The following is a 17,607-nucleotide window of genomic DNA, read 5'->3' on the forward strand; positions in this document are numbered from 1 at the left end:
GATGGTCATCCCTTGCTGTCGATGCGGGCGACCACCAGGTGTGGCCGTCGTGGCTGGTGCCCGGTCAGCGCCGGGTACAGGGCGTTGTGGTCCCGGCCGTCGACGGTGTCGGCGGTCCAGCCGTTGACGGTGAACCGGCTGGCGATGCCGCCTGCCCAGCCGTGCGTGGCCGACGAGTTGTCGACCACGATCGCGGTGAGGCTCTCCAGACCTGTCGCTCCCGCGTACGCGATCGCCTCGTGGTTGGATCCCTCGTCCAGTTCGGCGTCGCCGAGCAGCGCGTACACCCGGGGTTTGACCAGTCCTTGGGCCCGCAGCCCGAGGGCGGTGCCGACGGCCAGCCCGAGCCCGTGGCCGAGCGAGCCGGAGCCGATCTCGACCCCGGGCACCAGCAGTCGGTCCGGGTGATGGCCGAGCCGGCTTTCCGGCCCGGCCAGGTCGTCGAGCCAGGCGTCGGGGATGAAGCCGTGCGCGGCGAGCACCGCGTAGTAGGCGGCCGGTCCGTGGCCCTTGGAGAGTAGGAACCGGTCCCGCTCCGGGTCGTCCGCGGTGTCGGGGGTGACGCGCAGCACCCGGTCGTAGAGCACCTGGAGCACGTCGATGGTGGAGTGCGCGCTGGGTGCGTGCTTCTCGTCGCCGGTCAGTCGTCGGATCAGCCCGGGGAGCCGGGAGCCGGTGTCGGTGGTCAGTGTGGTGGCCATGTCACTACTGTGTGAGTTGAAGTGCACTTCAACTCAAGGACCTGGTGATGCAGGATCTACTGACGATCGGCGACCTGGCCGTCCGCTCCGGCGTGGCGCCGTCGGCGCTGCGCTACTACGAGCGACTCGGGCTGATCCGCGCCGACCGTACCGGCGGCAACCAGCGCCGGTACGCCCGCTCCGAGCTGCGGCGGGTCGCCTTCATCCGGATCTCCCAGCAGGTCGGCGTCTCGCTGGACGAGATCCGCGACGCACTGAACTCGCTTCCCGACGCGCGCACGCCCAGCCCGCAGGACTGGGCGCGGCTCTCCGCGAGCTGGCGGAGCCGGTTGGACGAGAAGGTTCGCCTGCTCACCAAGCTCCGTGACGACCTGGACGGTTGCATCGGCTGTGGCTGCCTGTCCCTGCAGCGCTGCACGCTCAACAACCCAGGGGACGCGCTGGCCGGCGAGGGGCCGGGTGCCCGCCTGATGCTGCCCCGACCGACGGACAACCCGAGCCCGGCGGGTGCGCCCGCCTGACGGCCGGCACCCCCACCGCGTTATCCGAGCGTGAGCAGCACCTTGCCGAAGTGATCGTTCGACTCGACGAGCCGGTGCGCCTCTGCCGCATCGGCTATCGGAAGCCGCCGGTCCACGACCGGTCGGATCGTCCCGGCCTCGACCAACGGCCACACCTCGTCCCGTACGCCCTGGACGATCTCCGCCTTCTCCGCGAGCGGGCGGGAGCGCAGCGACGTCGCGGCCACGCTCGCCCGTTTGGTCAACAGCGCGCCGAGATCCAACTCGGCTTTGCGCCCACCCTGCATCCCGATCACCACCAGCCGACCGCCGGTGGCCAGAGCGGAGACGTTCCGGCCCAGGTAGGACGCGCCCATGATGTCGAGGATGACGTCGGCGCCGCGGCCGTTCGTGGCTCGCCGGACCTCCTCGACGAAGTCCTGCTCGCGGTAGTCGATCGGGTGCGACGCGCCCAGCTCACGCAGTCGGGAGTGCTTGGCAGCCCGAGCCGTGGTCAGGACGGTAGCGCCGAGGGCTGCCCCGAGCTGGATCGCGAACGTGCCGATCCCGCTGCCCCCGCCGTGCACCAGCAGCGTGTCCCCCGCGCTGAGCCGCCCCACCTGGACCAGGTTCGACCAGACCGTGCAGGCCACCTCGGGCAGCGCCGCGGCGTCGACCAGGTCGCAGCCCGGCACCGGCAGCAGTTGCCCGGCGGGGACCGCGACCCGCTCGGCGTACCCGCCGCCGGACAGCAGCGCGCAGACCTGCTGCCCGACCGCCCACCCGGAGACCTCCGGGCCAACCACGGTGATCACCCCAGAGCATTCCAACCCGGGGTACGCGGACGCGCCCGACGGTGGCGGGTAGTGCCCCTGCCGTTGCAGCAGGTCAGCGCGGTTGACCCCGCTCGCGCGCACATCCACGATCACCTCGCCGGGGCCCGGCTCAGGGTCGGGCACCTCGGCCCAGACCAGCGCGTCGGGTCCACCGGGCTGCGGAATGGTGATGGCTCGCATGACTCAGTCTTACCCGACGCCCCACCGCGCCGCAGGGAGGGACGCCGGGCCGCCCGAAGCGAGCCGTGGCAGACTATGCGTGGCCGTGCACCTGCGGGTGCCGGCCGGGGAGGGTTCGCCTAGTGGCCGATGGCGCTGGTCTTGAAAACCGGTAAGGCAGCAATGTCTTCGTGGGTTCGAATCCCACACCCTCCGCCCACCTGGACAGCAAAAACACCCCCTGACCAGCGCGAACGCCGGTCAGGGGGTGCGTTTATCGATGGTGAATCAGTCTCACTGTGTCTCGCCCGGTGCCGCTCTGTCTCACTGGTCGTGTCGTCTACGTGTCGGCGTCACCCGGCGCTCTCGGCCTGGTCGTCGGTGCCCAACGCTCCCTCGATCCGCTTGCGCGCGACCTCGTCCTGTCCGTCGATACACGAGGCGTAGACCTTCAACAACACGTGCACGCTGTGCCCGGCCCATTGGGCAACCTGCGTAGCCGGTACCCCGGCGTTGAGCCAGAGCGACACGGCGGCGTGCCGCAGGTCGTACGGCCGGTGCGCCAGTGGCGAGCGCTGCTGAGCCGGTGTCAACGCTGCCTCGCGTGCTTGCCGCCAGGCACGCAAATACGTGCTCTTGGACACCGGGGCCGGTCGCGCACCAGCGGCGTTGAACATCCGGCCGTTGGCGTCGCGGCAGTGTTCCTGGGCGTGATGCCGCAGGATGCGGACCAACTCCGGGCAGGCCGGCACGTCGCGGGTCGCCTTCTTGGCGCGGTGCTTCAACTCCCGATCTTCCAGCGACTGGCCGCTGTCGCTCCAATCCTCGCCCACCTGTTGTGTAGAGCCGCTGAGATGAAGCCACCCCCACCCGGTTTCGGGTAGCTCGCATTCGTCGGCGCGTAGGTGGATCACTTCGGAGGGACGGAGCGCGGCGAAGTACATGCAGGCGAAGAAGCCTTCCAGTCGAGGATCGCGTTTCCGTACTGCCGAGAGCAGGGAACGGGCTTGCTCGGGATTTACCACCACCTTCCGGTCGATCTGATCGGTGTTCTTCGGCGCTCGCCACTGAATGAAATCCATCGGGTGTGCGTCGAGGTACCGGAGTTCAACGGCGTATTTTAAGGCGCTGTAGAGAACGGCCCGCTTCCTTGCGACGGTGTTTGCTGCGGCCGGACCGCCGTCGATCCGAACCGTGAGCGCGTCGAGTGCCTTTCGGGTGGTGGCAGGGTTTGCCACGTCGGTTAGCGGCAGCGTGTTCGCGGCGAGCCATCGGATAGCCGGGGCCAGCTTCTCTGGCGGTGAGCCCTTGTCACGGTCGCGCTGCAACTTGTTGAAGGTCCATGTGTAGAGAGCGTGGCGGATCTCGGCGTCGTCCGGTGCGCCGCGCGACGTAGCGAGCAGGGCAAGCGTGGCCGTGGTGAGTGCGTCGGCAATGCTCTTGCGCTGCGTTGCTGCGGCACGCGGCCACTTCATGTCCACGAACGCGACCGCCAGGTCATACCAATTCCGGCTGTTCAATTCCCGGGCCATCGGTTCCGGTAGCCCGGTTTTCTCATCGAATGCCGTGCCCTCGCGTTGCGCTACCACCAGCTTTGAGCGGAAGCTTTCGGCGAGTGCCCGAGTGGCGTACGTGTTCCGAAACGGCTTGCCAGCGACCTTCCATCGAACCGTATACGACTTCTTCTTGCCCGATAGCTCATTAGCCAGGATCGCATGAATGCGTACGTCGTAGCTGCTCATGCTGCCTCTTCGTGGTCGTTGAGCCAGTTGTCTAGGTCGCGGCGGCGGACGTACAGGCTGCCGTTGGGGTACTTGATCGTTCGGGGTGCGCGGCCGGTGGCTTTCCAGCGAAAGAAGGTCGACCGGGGTACGCGTAGTTCGTCCAGGACTTCGGCGAGGGTGAGCAGGTTGCCGGTCGGGGTGCGGCGCGCGGTCATGGACGGGGCCTCCCTCGTGCGGGGTGGAGGTAAGGCGCTGGAACAGCCCGGCGGGCGGGGGTGATCAGCGCTGCGGCTGTTTCAGCGGGGTGTCTTGCGGGCTGATCGGCGCGGTGAGTGGCTTCCGGTCGGTCCGGGTCGCTTGTGGAGTGTTCGGATGGCGGTGCGGCAGAACGGCGTAGGGCGGCCCACTGAGAGCGCCGTGGGGCCAAGATCTGGGCAGGGTTGGGGTAAGGCATAGGGCCCAGCGCTCTCAAGGGCTCTCAGCGGGCCGTTTCCGCGGGGTTGTCGGCCGGTGGTCGATGCCGGCAGGCGGCGGCGGGAGGCCGGGAAGCGCTGACACGCTGACAGCAGGGCTTGCTAGCGACGTTTCCGCAGGTCAGCGAGGGTGTGAAGCTGTCAGCGGGGTGCGCTGACAGGCGCTGACAGCGCTGACACCTCACGGGTGTCGACGGGGATTGTCAGCGCCTGTCAGCGGCTGTCAGCACGGGCCGCTGACACCTTCCCGGGTGCTCTGAGCTGCGGAAACGTCGCCGGGCGTGACGATTGTCAGCGTGTCAGCGTTTCCGAGTCCTCTCCAGCGGCGCGGGGATGTAGCTCGTAGCGGCCGTCCGGCCCGTTGCGGACCCACCCGAGGGCGATCAACTCGTTGAGCACGGCCGTGACCTCATCGGACTTCGGCAGCTTCCGGGCTACCCGGCGGTGCGCCTCCCGGCGGGTGAAGGTGCTCATGCCCTTGCTGGTGAGCACGCCGAGCACGTAGCGGGCGTTCTCGATCGCGGTGTCGCTGCCGATGGTGGTGAGCGCTGCCCGGTAGTGCGCGGCGAAGAACTCGGCCAGCCTCACGGCGTCGGTCATCCGGTCGGCGTCGATGGGGCGTCGCCACGCGTCGGCGGGGTGGTGGGCGACGTGCAGCAATCCGGCCAGGCGCAGCGTTGCGCCGGAGAGCTTGTTGCCCCACTCCCTCATGTCGTGCAAGGTGCCGCCGGGCCGTAGCTGCGCCTCCACCTCCTGAGCGGCGGCCAGCCGCACCCGTCCCGCCTCGGGGGTGAGGGTGACGACGGCGGGGTCTTCCCACTCGGCGAGGGTGGCGGCCAGGTCGTGCACCCGGTGCCGGTAGCCGGCGGTCACCTGCTCGGGCACCGGCTCCGTGTCGACAAGGCGATACCCAGCGAGGGATCGGGGCAGCGCGAACAGGAACCGGGCCGGCAGGCCGCGCCCGGCGAGGTCAGCGTTGCCGCCGAATTTCCGCAGCACGGTCGGTTGCGCCATCACGCACACGGTCAGCGCGGGTTTGTCGACCGAGGCTCCCTCGCGGGTCTGCCGCTCGTTGCTCATCGGCTGCCCCGCATGGCCTTTCAGGTAGGGGTCAAGGTTCGGGGCACCGGAGTACCGGCCTGCGAGGGTGTCGAAGATCCCGCCTTCATCGCTGATGATTGCCATGCGTCCGCCGTTGGCGGCCATCAGGCCGATGAGGGCTTCCGGGGTGGCGTCGTCCACGATCAGCCGGGGCAGGCCGGGAACGGTGATCGCCTCGGCCGCGATCGCGGCGGCTACCGCCTCGGCGGCGGCCTCGTCGCGCTTGCCCGGGTCGCTGGCCTTCGCTGCTTGGGTCTTGGCCTGTTCGGCGTGCCGGTCGGCGATGTCCCGCAGCGCCGCAGCTTCCGCGATCCGCGGTCGCATCGCCTCGCCGAGCGTGGTTTGAGCGGTGAACAGCGGCAGGGTCATGGCCCGGTGCACGGGTGACTTCCGTTCGCCGGGGCCGGCGATGACGGCGGCGAACACGTTGACCGGTTCCCGCCACCCGCCGACCGGCTCTACCTCCAGGCGGCCACCCGCGCACGCGGAGAGCACGGCTACGGCGAGGGTGCCGGCCATCGCGGGATCGGTCTGGGTGAAGCGGGCGACGCCGGTCACCATGTCGCCCAACCAGGAGGGGAACACGTCGACCGGGAACGGCGGCGGCGCGGTGGTCGGCCCGGTCAAGGGCACTGGAACATCCCACAGCGGCCCGCCCGTGACCGGTTCGCCGGTGGCGTCGGGGTGGTCGGTGACGAGGTGCAGTCGGGCGGCGTTCATGCGGCCACCTGCCGGGGTCGCTTGCTGCCGGCGGCCAGCCCGGATCGGATGGTGCGTGCCGTCTCGACGCTGCCCAACCCGGCCGATGCTGCGGCTTGTTCCAGCACTCCCGAGGCGTCCGTCTCGGTGAGCGACCCACCAGCCGTGAGTTGCCCGAGCGCCACGGCAGCGATGTAGAGCGCCCGGTTGCGCTCCCCGGCCGGCGCTGTGGTCACCCGGTCGGCTTCCCGGCTGATCGCGGCCCGCACGTACGCGCCGCTGCGGTCGGTGGGTAGGTCGACCACCACCGGGCGTTGCGGCGGTAGCGGCGCCGGTGCCAACAGGGCGACCAGCCACCCGGGCAGCGGCGCGGGGTCGGTGTCCAGGTCGACCCGGTAGGGCCGACCGGCCACGGTGCTGCCGGCGGCGACCACGTAGCCGCCATGGGCGCGGGTGTCGACCAGCGGGCCGAGCGTGCCGGCCGTGTTGCGCAATGCCGGCCCTTCGGTGGGGTGCCGGTAGTAGAGGTGGGTGCCGCCTCCCCCGGTGGTCACCGTGTACGTCGGGTCGATGCCGGCCCCGTGGTGGGCGGCCAACGCGGCGAGCGTGTCCAGCCCGGTCGGGCCGGTGGTGCCGTCCTTCGGGTTGTCCAGGTCGACCACCACGAGCCGGGACGGGCCGCAGGCCAACCCGATGCCGTAGGGGCGTACCGACCATGCCCGGCGGATGCGGTCGCGGTCGGTGGTGGCGCGTGCCTCCCACCCGAGGTGGTGACCGGCGGTGCGGCAGCGCCGGTCGCGGCCGGTGCACTGGTCGGCGGGGTGGTCGGGGAACGCGGGTCGCTTGTCGTCGGGGCGTAGCGGGAAGACGTGCCAGCCGCGTTCGGCGTGGCCGAGGGCGGCGGTGAGCAGATCAGACATGAGTGCTCCTGTTCAGGCGGGGCGACGCAGAGCGCGGGCGGCGGTGAGGTCGATCAGCTCACCCCCGGCGTCGGGTGCCGGGCGGTGACGGGCGGCGGCGGTGGTGACGGAGAGCCGCAGGTAAAGGCGGTAGCGGCCGGCGTCGACGCCGCCCATCGGCCACCGCTGGCCCTGTTGGATGACGTGCCCGAGGTCAGCGAGGACGGCGGTGGCGGCGTCCAGCTCGGCGCGGGTGCCGCTGAGCCACACCTCCATCAGCCGGCCCGCCTCGGTCGCGGCCGAGCGGTGACCGCAGCGCGGGTCACGGCCTGGCGCAGGTCGCCGAGCAACCCGACCAACTGCCGGCGCGCGGCCAGCTCGGACGGGGCGAGCGCCACCCTGACGCGCACCTCGGCGTGCTCGCGGCCGGCAGCGGTGCGCACACGCACCAGCACCGCGCGGGAGCGGCCCGCAACGTTGACCACGATCTCTTCGGATCGGTGTTCACCGAGACCGCAGCGGTGGTCTTTGCCGCACCAGTCGGTGTGCCCGCTGCGGCGGTTCATTGGTGCGCCTCGGTGCGGAGACGGCGGAAGTAGTTGGCGACGCGGCGGCCGGTGCGTAGCCGGTGGCCTCGATCGCAGCGGCGGCAGGCACGCGGGCGGCGCAGGACGCGGGTGGTGATGTGGCCGGTGCCGGCGCACCGCTGGCAGGGTTTGACGGGCTTGACCCAGCACAGGACGGCGTAACCGAGCGTGATCAGGGCGGGGATCGTGGCGAGGACGATAGCGGCGGTCAGGTGGGGGTTCACAGGTGCCTCCCGGGCCGGTTTTTGGGTGCACGGGGCCGTGAGCTGCTATCTGCTAGGTCGCAGCTCATGATTCGGATCGGGTGCTAGCGGAGGTGCTAGCGCTAGCAGGACGGGCCGCTAGCGCTAGCACCCTCGCGGCGGGTTAGCCGGCGGACCGCTTCCGGTCACGCTCCGCGATCGCGGAGAGCAGGTCGGGGTGCTTGATGCCACGTCGGGTGGTGGCCTTGCCGTCGATGCGCCGCCCGACGTCGCCGACCTTCACCAGCGGGTGCGGCTTGAGCGCGGTGGTGAGCTGCGCCGCCTCCCACCCGCCGTACACGTCGGGCCGCAGCTCGGCCAGCAGCGCGCACAGCGTCTCGTTCCACACGGCCTTTTCGTCGCCCGGCCAGATACGCGCCAGGTCGCCGAGCACGTCCGCGACCGGGGCCACCTCGCGGGTCTGCTCGTCGGGCTTGGGCAGGGTGCCGGCGGCCTGGCGCAGCGCGACGGCGCGGGTCACGATGCGAGCCGCCTCGGTGGTGTTGACGTAGTAGGACTTCACCGCCGAAGGCTTCGGTCCGAAGCCGCGCAGGATGCCCCACCCGGCCTCATCGACCGGCACGAACACCGTCGCCCGGTAGCCCTGCTTGTACGCCGACGTCCCGAGGATCATGTCGTTGGCCGTCTGATCAGCCACAGAGAGGCAGAATCGGCTGTTGACGTTGCGGGTGATTCCGGTCGGCAAGCTGTCCTTGTCGGGGATCTGCGTACCGATCAGGATGATCACGCCCAGCGCCCGGCCCAGCTTGATGACCTTCTCCAGGATCTCCCCGGCTTCCTTGGCGTACTTGCTGGTCATCAGCTCTTGCAGCTCATCGAACCAGGCCACCAGCGGGTGAAGCCCGGACCCCTTGAGCGACGCCAGTTCCGGGGTGACCTTGTTCTCCGGGGCCTTGCCCAACCGGGCGTAGTGCTCGATGCGCTTGGACCGGCGGCGGCACTCCTCGTACAGCCACTCGATGAACGCGAAGCACCGGGCGAGGGTCTCGTCGTCGAAGCCGTTGCCGTACTCGGCCATGACCTGCTCAAGGACGGCGAAGTCACCGACGCCCTTCAACTCGTAGCCCCGGATCTCGGCGCGCGCATCCAGCGACGCGGCCAGCAGCAGCGTGCGCAACGCGAACGTCTTACCCGAGCCAGGCTGACCACCGAACAGCCAGTTGCGGAACATCAGCTCGGCGTCCAGCACGTCCAGTCGCGGGGTGGTGGCGAACGGGAACGCCTTGAACAGGTCCACCTTCGCGCCGGCCGAGAGCAGCGGCCACGGCGGCTGGGTCATCTGCGACGCCGGCTCATACCCGACCCACAACGCCAGCCGCCCCGTGTGACCTGGTGCCGGCTCCGGCCACACCTGATCCAGCGGCAGCCGCATCGCCGAGGCCAGCCGGCCGCGCCGGGCAACCACCTCGGCGGCCTCCACCCCATACGGCAGGTCGACCACGGCCAGGTGCCCGGGGCCGTCGCGGTGGATGTCCACCGGGAAGCTGATCGCCTTCGGGTCCTTGGCAACCGCCGAGTTGATCGCGGCCATCTGCAACGAGGTCAACGCCCGACGCACGAGGTCAGCGGTCAACTTGCGGTACCGGGTGCCCTCGGTGACCCGGTCGGTCAGCGGCTTGTCTGCCGGTCGACCGAGGGTCGCCAGCAGCGGCACCACCACCGCCAGAGCGACGTAGCGCCACCACGGCGGCCCGACCGCGAGCACGATTGCCCCGGCCACGGTCGCGCCGGCACCGGCGGCGAGCACCCACCACCGCCACACGCTTTGGCGCTGCCGGCGGGCGTCCAACTTGAGCCACACGTCCGCCTCACCACGCGTCGCGGCGGCCTGCCGCAGGTGCCAGTTGCCCTCTTCCGCGCTGGCCCAGTGCAACGCCCGACCGAGGCCGCGGAACAGCCCGACCGGTGCCCACACGGCGGTTTTCGCCGCGTACTTCGGCAGGCGCACCGCGTGGTAGGCGGTGACGTAGCCGGCATCCTTCGATTGGTGCCGCACGGCGGCGCGCATACCGCGCCACGAGCGCGCCCATTCGGCCAGGATCGGCCGGCGCTCCCGCTGCCGGGCCAACACCTCCGGCGGGATGTCCTCGACCACGTCGACCAGACCACCGAGGCGCTCCGGCGCGTCCTCGACCGTCTCGGCGTCGTCCTGCTCGGTGTCGTCCGCCTCGGCCGGCGGGCGGGGGCGCGGTACCCGGCGGGCGCGGGCGTCGTCCAGGTCGACCACCTCGGCATCCGGGCCGGTGGTGGGGTCGGTCAGGTCGTTCTCGGCGGCCTGCCAGTCGAAACGGTCGCCGGGTTCGTTGTTCGGGGCGCTCATCGGGACTCCTTCCCGGTGCGGATGACAGCGATGGGGGCGCACAGGCGGGCGTGCTGGTCGATCTGCCACGGCGTGGTGCGGGTCAGGCCGCGCGTGGCGAGGGCGGCGGCTACGGCGGTGAACTCCCGCTCGTCGGGCCGGTCGTATTCCTCGGTGCGGGTCGGCAGGCTGCTGACCCACTCGACGCCGTTCGTGTAGTGGATGAGCAGGACGTAGCCGCCGCACGCGGCGGGGGCGATCGTGGCGCGCAGCGGGGTGCCGAGCCAGTAGGGGCGGCGGGGCCGCAAGCGGGTCGCCGCTGTCCGCAGCGCTCGCAGGGGTGACAACATCAGTGCTCTCTCCTGAAGGTGTGAGTGCCGGATAGGTGAGGGCCGGCGGCACGGCGCAGGTTGGGAAGCCAGGGGCCGTGCCGCCGGGCGGAACTAGTCGTGCGTGCGGACGAGGTGCGCGAGTGCGGCGCCCATGCCGAGCACCGCGACCGGGAGGCAGGCCACGGCGGTGGTGATCCACCACGGGGCCGAGGTCACTCCGGCGGCCTCCAACAGGTGGTAGGCGACCTGGCCGAGTGCGCCGATGGCGAGGGAGCCGAGGGCGGACCACTTGGCGAACCGGCGTGCCCGTTCGGGCACCCGTCCGGACAGCCACACGTAGAGGGCGTATGCGCCGTAGGTCTCCACTCCGATCGGGAGGGTGATCGCGCTGTTGATGGAGAAGCTGTCCCAGATGCCAGGAAGCGGGTGCACGATGCCGAATCCGGTGAGTCCGCCGAGGCCGACCCAGCCGGACCAGATGGCGACGAACGCGGGCAGGGCCAGCAGCACCACCGGCCACACCACCGCCGACCGGACCGGCGCGGGCGGGGTGGGCGTGTCCGGGCGACTGACCGGCGCGACCTGCTCGACCGGCTCGGGCGGGGTGATCTCCGGCGCGGGCGTCGGGTCCGGTACGACCGGCGGCGCGGCCTCGGGTACGGCCGGCGCGGGGGTCGGGTCCGGGCTGGCCGGCGCGGTGGTGTCGGCCGGCGGGGCGGCGGGCGTGGTCTTGAGCAGGGCGAGCAGTTCGCCGGCCTTCGGGGCTCCGATGCGGAACTCCCGCATGAGCCGGTTACGCGACGGGAACACCTCCCCGTCCGGCAGGTCCAGGGCGCGGGCGGCGGGCAACAGGTCTTCGATCGGTTGGGGGTAGCGGGTGCCGTTGATGGTGGGGGCGGTCATGCTGCGTCCTCCTGGGGGAAGGCGCACGCGAGGCATTCGCCCAGCGAGCGCGGGATGAAGTAGGGCCGCACCGTGTGACAGGTGCGGCAGGTGCGGCGGGCCGTGAGTGCCTTGCCGATGGCGGCGCGTTGCGCGGGGGTCGCGGTGCGCTTCGGGGCGGCGAGGTCGACCCGGTAGAGGTAGGCGGTGCGGGTGCCGCCGACCCCTTGCCAGAGCACCTGAGCGGCGACGGGTTGACCGCCGGGGCGTAGGCCGGCGGCGGTCAGTTGGCGGCGGGTGGCGTAGCCGGGCGGGGCACCCTTCCACCAGTAGGTAGGGATGCCGTACCGCGCTCCGTCCGGATCGTGAAAGGCGGCGCGGATGCGGGCCATCAGGCCGCGCGGCGCGGGTCGGTGCGGGCGGTCGTCTCGGTGGCGGCGCGGGTGACGCGGGCCTCGGCCCGGCGCACCCGACGCCAGTCCAGCTCGGTCGGGCCGCCGTGGTCCTCGGCGTAGAGCAGGGTGATCTCGGCGTCCAGCAGGTCCAGCTCGGCTGCGATCAGCGGCCACTCCGCGTCGATCGCGGCGAGGTCGGCGGCGGTCGGTTCGGCGGTGACGGGGGCAAGGTGCGTACGCACGGGGAACCTCCGGTGTAGTCAATGACGTGGGGGAAAGCCCGGGGTGCGACCAGACCGGCCGCACCCCGAACGGGAATGAGAGGCAGAAGCAACCGCGCGCCAGATCCGGCCCGCTCGCCCCGCTCGCCCGGGATCTACCGGGGTCGGCCACGGTGTGGCTCAAGGCGGGGATGCCGCAGACGGATCTACGCGGCGCTTCTGCTGTGAAGTTCTCAATGAACGACCACACGACCGGCCCGTGAGCGTGCAGCGCAAAGCGCCACCTTCCCCGGCTTCCGTTCGGCTTGTCGTGCCTGGCTAGCCAGGTCCGACGTGATGAAGGTAGGCCGGCTTGGCTAGTCAGGTCAAGAGGGCGCGGCGAACTTTCCTAACTTGGCTAGTCAGCGCTACCGTGAGCGGGTGAGCGAGAACCTTGACTTCCTCGGCGAGCTGGACCCCGACGACCCCAAACAGGCCTCGCAGCAGATCGCGAACAAGCTGCGGGCGGCCATCCTCACGCGTCGACTCGCGCCCGGTGACAAGCTGCCGTCGCAGCCCGAGCTAGCCACCCGCTACGGGGTGGCGCGAGAAACGGTCAAACGAGCCTTGGACCTGCTCCGGGCAGAACGGCTGATCGTTTCCCGGCAGGGCAGCGGCGCGTTCGTCCGCGCGCAGACACAGCGAGCGGTTGAGCTGCGCCCTCACATCGAAGCCTCGTTTGACCGACCTCACGTGACGATCGACTTCGCCGGGTTTTCCGGTGAGACGCTGCGCGACGCGCTAGCCGAGGCACTCGACAAAGTGCGCGTCGGCCGACTCGCGCCGGAGACGATCGCGGTGCGGGTCCTGATCTCCGACATGGCTGTGCCGATGGCGCTGCCGTCGCGGGCCGAGACGCAGGCAGACGACCCAGCAGTACGCGAACGCGCGGAGCGGATCACCCGCCGGGCCGCAGACGGAATCATCGATCAGGTCGGCGAACTGGGCGACCTCGGGCTTATCCGGTCGGCCACCGTTGATGTGCGGATGCATCGGGCGTCGCCGCTGTTCAAGCTCTACATCCTGAACGGCGAAGAGGTCTTCTATGGCTTCTACCCGGTTGTTGAGCGCACCGTCTCGATCAAGGGCGAGCCGATGGCGATTTACGACCTCATGGGCAAGGACGTGCCGCTGTTCCACTACGCGGTGACCGACGACGATGCCTCGCACGGAACGCAGTTCGTGGAGGCGTCCCGCCAGTGGTTCGACTCCGTGTGGTCGACCATCGCCTACAGGTACGACGGATGAACGCCGACCTCGGTCGGCTGCTCGGCGAGGTCGGCGCGGTGCTGCTCGACTTCGACGGACCGGTGTGCAGCATCTTCGCCGGTTACCCGGCGCCGCTGGTTGCCGCCGAGCTGGTCGACGTGCTGCGGCAACATGGCGTCGATGTGCCGCCGGACCTCGCCAGCGAGCCGGACCCGCTTGAGGTGCTACGCCGCACTGGCGCGGCCGGCGACCACGGCATCACGCGGGCGGTGGAGGATGCGCTCTGCGCGGCCGAGCGCCGGGCCGTCGAGCTTGCCGAGCCGACGCCATACGGCCGTGAGGTCATCGTGGCTGCCCAGCAAGCCGGGATGCCGGTCGCGGCGGTCAGCAACAACTCGGCCGGCGCGGTGGCCGCCTACCTGGCAGCGCACCGGCTCGCCGGGTACGTCTCGCCGGTAATCGGCCGGGCATACGCCGACCCGGACCGCATGAAGCCCAATCCGGAACCGATCCTGCAAGCCGTGCGCGCCCTTGGCCGGCCGCCGAGCCAGTGCGTTCTAGTAGGCGACTCGCTCTCGGACATCGACGGGGCGCGGGCGGCCGGAGTGAGGGTGATCGGCTATGCCAATCGGCCGGCCAAGGTCGAGATGTTCCGGGCGGCCGGAGCAGACGCGGTGATCACGAGCATGGGTGAGATAGCTGCCGCGCTGATCGAGCGCATCAGTGGCTGAGTTGCACCGCGTCGGCCACATTTAGGAGGCTCTCCTTCGGGACGCCCGCCGGGTTGTCTGGGAGGTAGAGAGCGGCAACATATCGGAGCTGAGAAGCGCAGTGTACCTCTCGAACAGCAATTCGAGACGTTCTGCATCAGTTTTTGGCCGTCGGCGTCCGAATGCTGCCGTAACAGCGGAATCTAGCTCCCGGTGCGCCGCCACCAGCGGGCCGGGCATTGACAGAGGATCGTAGAGATCCGCCAACGTAGCTCCGTCATATCGCGACCGAACGTCAAGGACACTGCTCATTGCCTCTTCGATTGACGTTCGCTTGCTGTCATCAGGCTGGGCAAAGGGGAAGGTGTTGTAGACAGTCCCAGGAGCGATCTGAAAGTCGCTCTTAAGCCGGCCAGAAACTGTCCTCACCCAAGCCATGAACATGGCTGACTGAAGCTGTCCCATAATGCTGAGGTCGGCTCCCTCGACAGCAAAGCTAGGTGTCCTAATGACCACTGTCGCCGGGTAGATCTGCATCGGAACGTACTGCCGCCTACTGGAACTTACACAGGGGATGAATAGGTAGTCGCTTAACGGTTGGCGGGTTTCTAGGAATTCGGCAGGCCTATCTGCCATTAGACGTGTAGAGAGCTTGTCGCTCTGGGATCGACGTTCCCGGAGTTTGCTCAGGCGCTCTCTCAGAACAGGAGAGTTCCGAAGGTCTACGGGGTTGGCTTCCCTCAGCCAAAAACACCACCGTTGCAACCCGTAGAGCATCTCCTCCGCACCGATGAGTGGTCTTAAGTATTTGGCTGCTATGGAGTCCTGGCGCACCTCTTCAATCTGTTCAGGCTCAATCGTAAGGTGCTTCCAGTCCCCGAGCTTACTTCCTTCGCGAGCGGTTTTGGCTGTCGAAACAAGGGGCTGCCGGCGCTTCTTTGCGAGGGTCGCAGGAGCGTCAACTAGGTACCCGTTAATTTGATTGGGTTTCTTCTCTGTGGGCGCTGAACGAAGGGTGGGGTACTCAAAAAGTGCCGATGGAGCGATGCGCCCGGCAGGAGAGAAGCCAATGATCACGCAGTGAACATGAGCTGGCCCCTTTGCCTCACTCGTCCACTCAAAAGTCCGATGAGCAAAGAAAATAGGAAATTTCGCAAGGTCGACCGCGGACCACAGTACAGGAGGTTGCTCACCTTGAGTGATCGAGTTCGTTGAAACGAAAGCGCACAACGTGTGTCCCGTTTCTCCGATGTACTCCGTTGCTTTCTTATACCAAGCGCACACATAGTCCAGGACGCCGACACCGCCCGATGATCCGAATACGTGCTGCATGTCGGAACGCTGAGCCTCGCTGCGCTCTTTCTTTCCCGTAAAAGGCGGGTTGCCGAAGAGGTATGAACACTTGTTTGACGGAAGAACTTGATTCCAGTCAGTGCGCAAAGCATTGCCGATGTAAATATGGGCCGTGTCGGAGATGGGGAACCGAACGAAATACATCCCCATCTCTGTCGAGAGTTCACGGTTGGCTAAATGGTCCATGAGATACATTGCCGTTTCGGCAATCTTGGCTGGGAACTCTTCAATTTCAATCCCATAGAATTGCCCGACGTGGGTACGCACCACGAGGGCGGTATCGAGAACCATTTGGTCAGACCGGGACTCGCGTGCCCGGATACGGCGCAGGCATTCAAGCTCGATGCGCCGCAACTCTCGGTATGCAACTACGAGGAAGTTGCCGCATCCGCAGGCTGGGTCAAAAAACGTCAACTCGCCAAGCCGCTCATGGAACCGCTTTAGGGCGGGGAGGGTAGTTGCTCCCTCTAGGTCGGCTTCCAGTTGGTGGAGGAATAGTGGTCTGATCGTACGGAGAATATTCTGCTCGGAAGTATAGTGAGCGCCCAGAGCGCGCCTCTCCCTCGGCGACATAACATTCTGGAAGAGGGAGCCGAAGATGGCGGGAGAGATGGCACCCCAGTTGAACTTCATGCAAGCGATCAACCTTGCTCGCATCTCCCTGTTGCACGCCGGAATCGGCAAGGGCTCGCTGAAGATCCCACCGTTGATGTAGGAGAATCGAAGCAGGTCCTCGTCAAGAGTTCGCTGCCGAAGCTCATCTGGCGTGTTGAGTACTTGGAAAAAGAGGCCCAGTGCTCCGCCGAGGTCTCGGCCGTCCTCGTGTGTTTTCAGTGTCACATAGTCATGAAAAAGGCCGCGCTCCCAAACCTGAGTGTCGTCAGCGAAGAGCACGAAGAGCAATCGAGTCATGAAAACGCGTAAAGCGTGGCCGTTATATCCTGAGTCCTCTAGCGAGTCGTGCAAACGCGCAAGAAGGTCAGTAGCTGCGAGGTTTACATCTTCTTCGTTTTCAAACTGATGCCGTGTGTCGTAGCCGGCGAGGAACGCGAACAGTTCCAGGTGCTCGACGAGCTCTGAGAGTGGAAATGTAGTTTCAATGCCGGATTCTAGGTCGCGGACTAGAAACTTCTCAAAGCTCGATACGACCACTAGCTGCGGAAGGTGCTCCTGCGGCAGGGAAGGCAGATAGTCAATGGCTTGGCCCATGGCCCTTTCCAGGTTGGCTCCTGCCGATTTGTGTTCGACGGCAAGATAGCCCGGCCAGAACAAGTCCATCCAGCCAGCGTTGCCAGTGCTAGTTCGACGCGCTGCTTGCTCGAATACCGCCACGCGTCGCCGCGACACACCGAATATTTGGAGGAATTCATTCCAGAAGGTCTGCCCTTCTGCCGCCTCGCGGGTCTCTCCTGCCCAGTCGCGCGTAAACTTATGGGCGCGGGACCTCATTTCTGCCCAAGTAACGGATGCGCCAGCAAATGGGGGCGGCGTCGTTGGCTTCAAAGCTAACTCCGAGGTCGGGCAGATGTAGCGGGATGATCCAGGGTACGGCACGCGGAGCGGAGCGCGCCTACCCAGCGTGCGTGTGAGCGCACGCCTCCGCGACCGTGCGAGGCGGAGTTCCGTCTCTGCTACAGGTAGCGCGGGTCAGGGTACGTTGCCCTGACCCGCGACACCCACTTTGTCAGCCGTTACGAGGCCTGCGCCCGAGGACGACACCGACCGCTGCGATGGCGCCCAGAGTGGTAGCACTGATCGCGGTGATCGCCGCTGGCGCGACCTCCCCAACGACGTGCCTGCTGAGCAGGACGATTCCGAGGGTCGCGCTGATGGCCAGTACGGTCACCAGTACGACACCCCTCAGTGCAGCTTGTTCGGTCTGAACTTTGGCGTTCTGCTGGTCTTGCCTCAGTCGCCTGGCTAGTCTTTGCACGTTGCCCACCTTGACGAGTCGTTACGGACGAAGTTGCGGCAGGTGGGAACCTCAGGCGGCCCCGGGGATGCGACCCCGGGGCCGCCAAACTTCTGACGGTTCTCACTGCCGCTCGCCGAGACTGTAGTGGCTTTGCGCGGCGCGGGTGGCAAGTCCGTTACACAAGGCGGAAGTATTTCTCCCTGTGACGGGGGCCTCCCGTAGGGTGTCCTGTTCTGGTCCGGCAGCCAGGGCTTTGGCAGTGGTTATCAGCGGACGCAGCGGGTCGCCCGGCCTGAGCAGTCCATGTGCC

The 17,607-nt window shown here is 68.1% G+C and carries 16 protein-coding genes, 1 tRNA gene and 2 pseudogenes; 4 read left to right on the forward strand and 15 right to left on the reverse strand.

The window, feature by feature from the left end; translation table 11 throughout:
* Positions 1–5: 5 nt before the first annotated feature.
* Positions 6–701 carry a transketolase gene (locus ABZT18_RS29145; RefSeq protein ID WP_354997723.1) on the reverse strand — a complete coding sequence of 232 codons (696 nt, stop codon included), beginning with the start codon at positions 699–701 and terminating at the stop codon, positions 6–8.
* Positions 702–748: 47 nt separating this feature from the next.
* Here ABZT18_RS29145 and soxR point away from each other — a divergent pair, with 47 nt between their 5' ends.
* Positions 749–1,222, forward strand: coding sequence for a redox-sensitive transcriptional activator SoxR (soxR, locus tag ABZT18_RS29150; protein ID WP_354997722.1), 474 nt, complete (start codon positions 749–751; stop codon positions 1,220–1,222).
* 20 nt (positions 1,223–1,242) lie between these two features.
* Here soxR and ABZT18_RS29155 read toward each other — a convergent pair whose 3' ends face one another.
* Positions 1,243–2,217, reverse strand: a complete 975-nt coding sequence (locus ABZT18_RS29155) for an NAD(P)H-quinone oxidoreductase (RefSeq protein WP_354997721.1) — start codon at positions 2,215–2,217, stop codon at positions 1,243–1,245.
* Positions 2,218–2,325: 108 nt separating this feature from the next.
* Here ABZT18_RS29155 and ABZT18_RS29160 point away from each other — a divergent pair.
* Positions 2,326–2,412, forward strand: a tRNA-Ser gene (locus ABZT18_RS29160).
* 124 nt (positions 2,413–2,536) lie between these two features.
* Here ABZT18_RS29160 and ABZT18_RS29165 read toward each other — a convergent pair.
* The 12 genes and pseudogenes from ABZT18_RS29165 to ABZT18_RS29220 form a co-directional block, all read right to left on the reverse strand.
* Positions 2,537–3,938: pseudogene (locus ABZT18_RS29165) on the reverse strand (tyrosine-type recombinase/integrase).
* On the reverse strand, positions 3,935–4,135 hold the full coding sequence (locus tag ABZT18_RS29170) for a helix-turn-helix domain-containing protein (protein ID WP_203174352.1): 201 nt from the start codon (positions 4,133–4,135) through the stop codon (positions 3,935–3,937). The pseudogene ABZT18_RS29165 and the gene ABZT18_RS29170 overlap by 4 nt, the downstream one beginning before the upstream one ends.
* A 481-nt stretch (positions 4,136–4,616) precedes the next feature.
* Positions 4,617–6,214: pseudogene (locus ABZT18_RS29175) on the reverse strand (YfjI family protein).
* Positions 6,211–7,113 carry a bifunctional DNA primase/polymerase gene (locus ABZT18_RS29180; RefSeq protein WP_355252946.1) on the reverse strand — a complete coding sequence of 301 codons (903 nt, stop codon included), beginning with the start codon at positions 7,111–7,113 and terminating at the stop codon, positions 6,211–6,213. The pseudogene ABZT18_RS29175 and the gene ABZT18_RS29180 overlap by 4 nt, the downstream one beginning before the upstream one ends.
* Before the next feature lie 12 nt (positions 7,114–7,125).
* Positions 7,126–7,368 (reverse strand): hypothetical protein, encoded by a 243-nt coding sequence (locus ABZT18_RS29185; RefSeq protein WP_355252949.1) that lies wholly within the window; start codon positions 7,366–7,368, stop codon positions 7,126–7,128.
* Entirely contained in the window at positions 7,368–7,658 is a 291-nt protein-coding gene (locus ABZT18_RS29190) for a hypothetical protein (RefSeq protein ID WP_355252952.1), read from the reverse strand. Before ABZT18_RS29190 ends, ABZT18_RS29185 begins: the two co-directional genes overlap by 1 nt.
* On the reverse strand, positions 7,655–7,903 hold the full coding sequence (locus tag ABZT18_RS29195; protein WP_355252955.1) for a hypothetical protein: 249 nt from the start codon (positions 7,901–7,903) through the stop codon (positions 7,655–7,657). Before ABZT18_RS29195 ends, ABZT18_RS29190 begins: the two co-directional genes overlap by 4 nt.
* Positions 7,904–8,045: 142 nt before the next feature.
* Positions 8,046–10,262, reverse strand: coding sequence for a cell division protein FtsK (locus ABZT18_RS29200; RefSeq protein ID WP_355252958.1), 2,217 nt, complete (start codon positions 10,260–10,262; stop codon positions 8,046–8,048).
* Positions 10,259–10,591, reverse strand: coding sequence for a hypothetical protein (locus tag ABZT18_RS29205; RefSeq protein WP_355252961.1), 333 nt, complete (start codon positions 10,589–10,591; stop codon positions 10,259–10,261). Before ABZT18_RS29205 ends, ABZT18_RS29200 begins: the two co-directional genes overlap by 4 nt.
* A 93-nt stretch (positions 10,592–10,684) precedes the next feature.
* Positions 10,685–11,476: an ABC transporter permease gene (locus ABZT18_RS29210; protein WP_355252964.1), complete on the reverse strand. Its 792-nt coding sequence runs from the start codon at positions 11,474–11,476 to the stop codon at positions 10,685–10,687.
* Positions 11,473–11,847: an RRQRL motif-containing zinc-binding protein gene (locus ABZT18_RS29215; protein ID WP_355252967.1), complete on the reverse strand. Its 375-nt coding sequence runs from the start codon at positions 11,845–11,847 to the stop codon at positions 11,473–11,475. The genes ABZT18_RS29210 and ABZT18_RS29215 overlap by 4 nt, the downstream gene beginning before the upstream one ends.
* Positions 11,847–12,092: a DUF6284 family protein gene (locus tag ABZT18_RS29220; protein ID WP_355252970.1), complete on the reverse strand. Its 246-nt coding sequence runs from the start codon at positions 12,090–12,092 to the stop codon at positions 11,847–11,849. Before ABZT18_RS29220 ends, ABZT18_RS29215 begins: the two co-directional genes overlap by 1 nt.
* Positions 12,093–12,491: 399 nt before the next feature.
* Here ABZT18_RS29220 and ABZT18_RS29225 point away from each other — a divergent pair, with 399 nt between their 5' ends.
* Both ABZT18_RS29225 and ABZT18_RS29230 read left to right on the forward strand, forming a co-directional pair.
* Positions 12,492–13,358 (forward strand): GntR family transcriptional regulator, encoded by an 867-nt coding sequence (locus ABZT18_RS29225; protein WP_354814720.1) that lies wholly within the window; start codon positions 12,492–12,494, stop codon positions 13,356–13,358.
* A complete protein-coding gene (locus tag ABZT18_RS29230; protein WP_355252973.1) occupies positions 13,355–14,050 on the forward strand; it encodes an HAD family phosphatase in 696 nt (231 codons plus the stop codon). Before ABZT18_RS29225 ends, ABZT18_RS29230 begins: the two co-directional genes overlap by 4 nt.
* Positions 14,051–14,071: 21 nt before the next feature.
* Here ABZT18_RS29230 and ABZT18_RS29235 read toward each other — a convergent pair whose 3' ends face one another.
* A complete protein-coding gene (locus tag ABZT18_RS29235) occupies positions 14,072–16,831 on the reverse strand; it encodes a DNA methyltransferase (RefSeq protein ID WP_355252975.1) in 2,760 nt (919 codons plus the stop codon).
* Positions 16,832–17,607 lie beyond the last annotated feature (776 nt).

Source organism: Micromonospora sp. NPDC005291 (genome assembly GCF_040607415.1).
Lineage (GTDB): Bacteria > Actinomycetota > Actinomycetes > Mycobacteriales > Micromonosporaceae > Micromonospora.

Excerpts from the sequence above, each read along its gene's own strand:
- ABZT18_RS29145 (WP_354997723.1), bottom strand. The coding sequence starts at position 701 with ATGGCCACCACACTGACCACCGACACCGGCTCCCGGCTCCCCGGGCTG.
- soxR (WP_354997722.1), top strand. The coding sequence starts at position 749 with ATGCAGGATCTACTGACGATCGGCGACCTGGCCGTCCGCTCCGGCGTG.
- ABZT18_RS29155 (WP_354997721.1), bottom strand. The coding sequence starts at position 2,217 with ATGCGAGCCATCACCATTCCGCAGCCCGGTGGACCCGACGCGCTGGTC.
- ABZT18_RS29170 (WP_203174352.1), bottom strand. The coding sequence starts at position 4,135 with ATGACCGCGCGCCGCACCCCGACCGGCAACCTGCTCACCCTCGCCGAA.
- ABZT18_RS29180 (WP_355252946.1), bottom strand. The coding sequence starts at position 7,113 with ATGTCTGATCTGCTCACCGCCGCCCTCGGCCACGCCGAACGCGGCTGG.
- ABZT18_RS29185 (WP_355252949.1), bottom strand. The coding sequence starts at position 7,368 with ATGGAGGTGTGGCTCAGCGGCACCCGCGCCGAGCTGGACGCCGCCACC.
- ABZT18_RS29190 (WP_355252952.1), bottom strand. The coding sequence starts at position 7,658 with ATGAACCGCCGCAGCGGGCACACCGACTGGTGCGGCAAAGACCACCGC.
- ABZT18_RS29200 (WP_355252958.1), bottom strand. The coding sequence starts at position 10,262 with ATGAGCGCCCCGAACAACGAACCCGGCGACCGTTTCGACTGGCAGGCC.
- ABZT18_RS29205 (WP_355252961.1), bottom strand. The coding sequence starts at position 10,591 with ATGTTGTCACCCCTGCGAGCGCTGCGGACAGCGGCGACCCGCTTGCGG.
- ABZT18_RS29210 (WP_355252964.1), bottom strand. The coding sequence starts at position 11,476 with ATGACCGCCCCCACCATCAACGGCACCCGCTACCCCCAACCGATCGAA.
- ABZT18_RS29215 (WP_355252967.1), bottom strand. The coding sequence starts at position 11,847 with ATGGCCCGCATCCGCGCCGCCTTTCACGATCCGGACGGAGCGCGGTAC.
- ABZT18_RS29230 (WP_355252973.1), top strand. The coding sequence starts at position 13,355 with ATGAACGCCGACCTCGGTCGGCTGCTCGGCGAGGTCGGCGCGGTGCTG.
- ABZT18_RS29235 (WP_355252975.1), bottom strand. The coding sequence starts at position 16,831 with ATGAGGTCCCGCGCCCATAAGTTTACGCGCGACTGGGCAGGAGAGACC.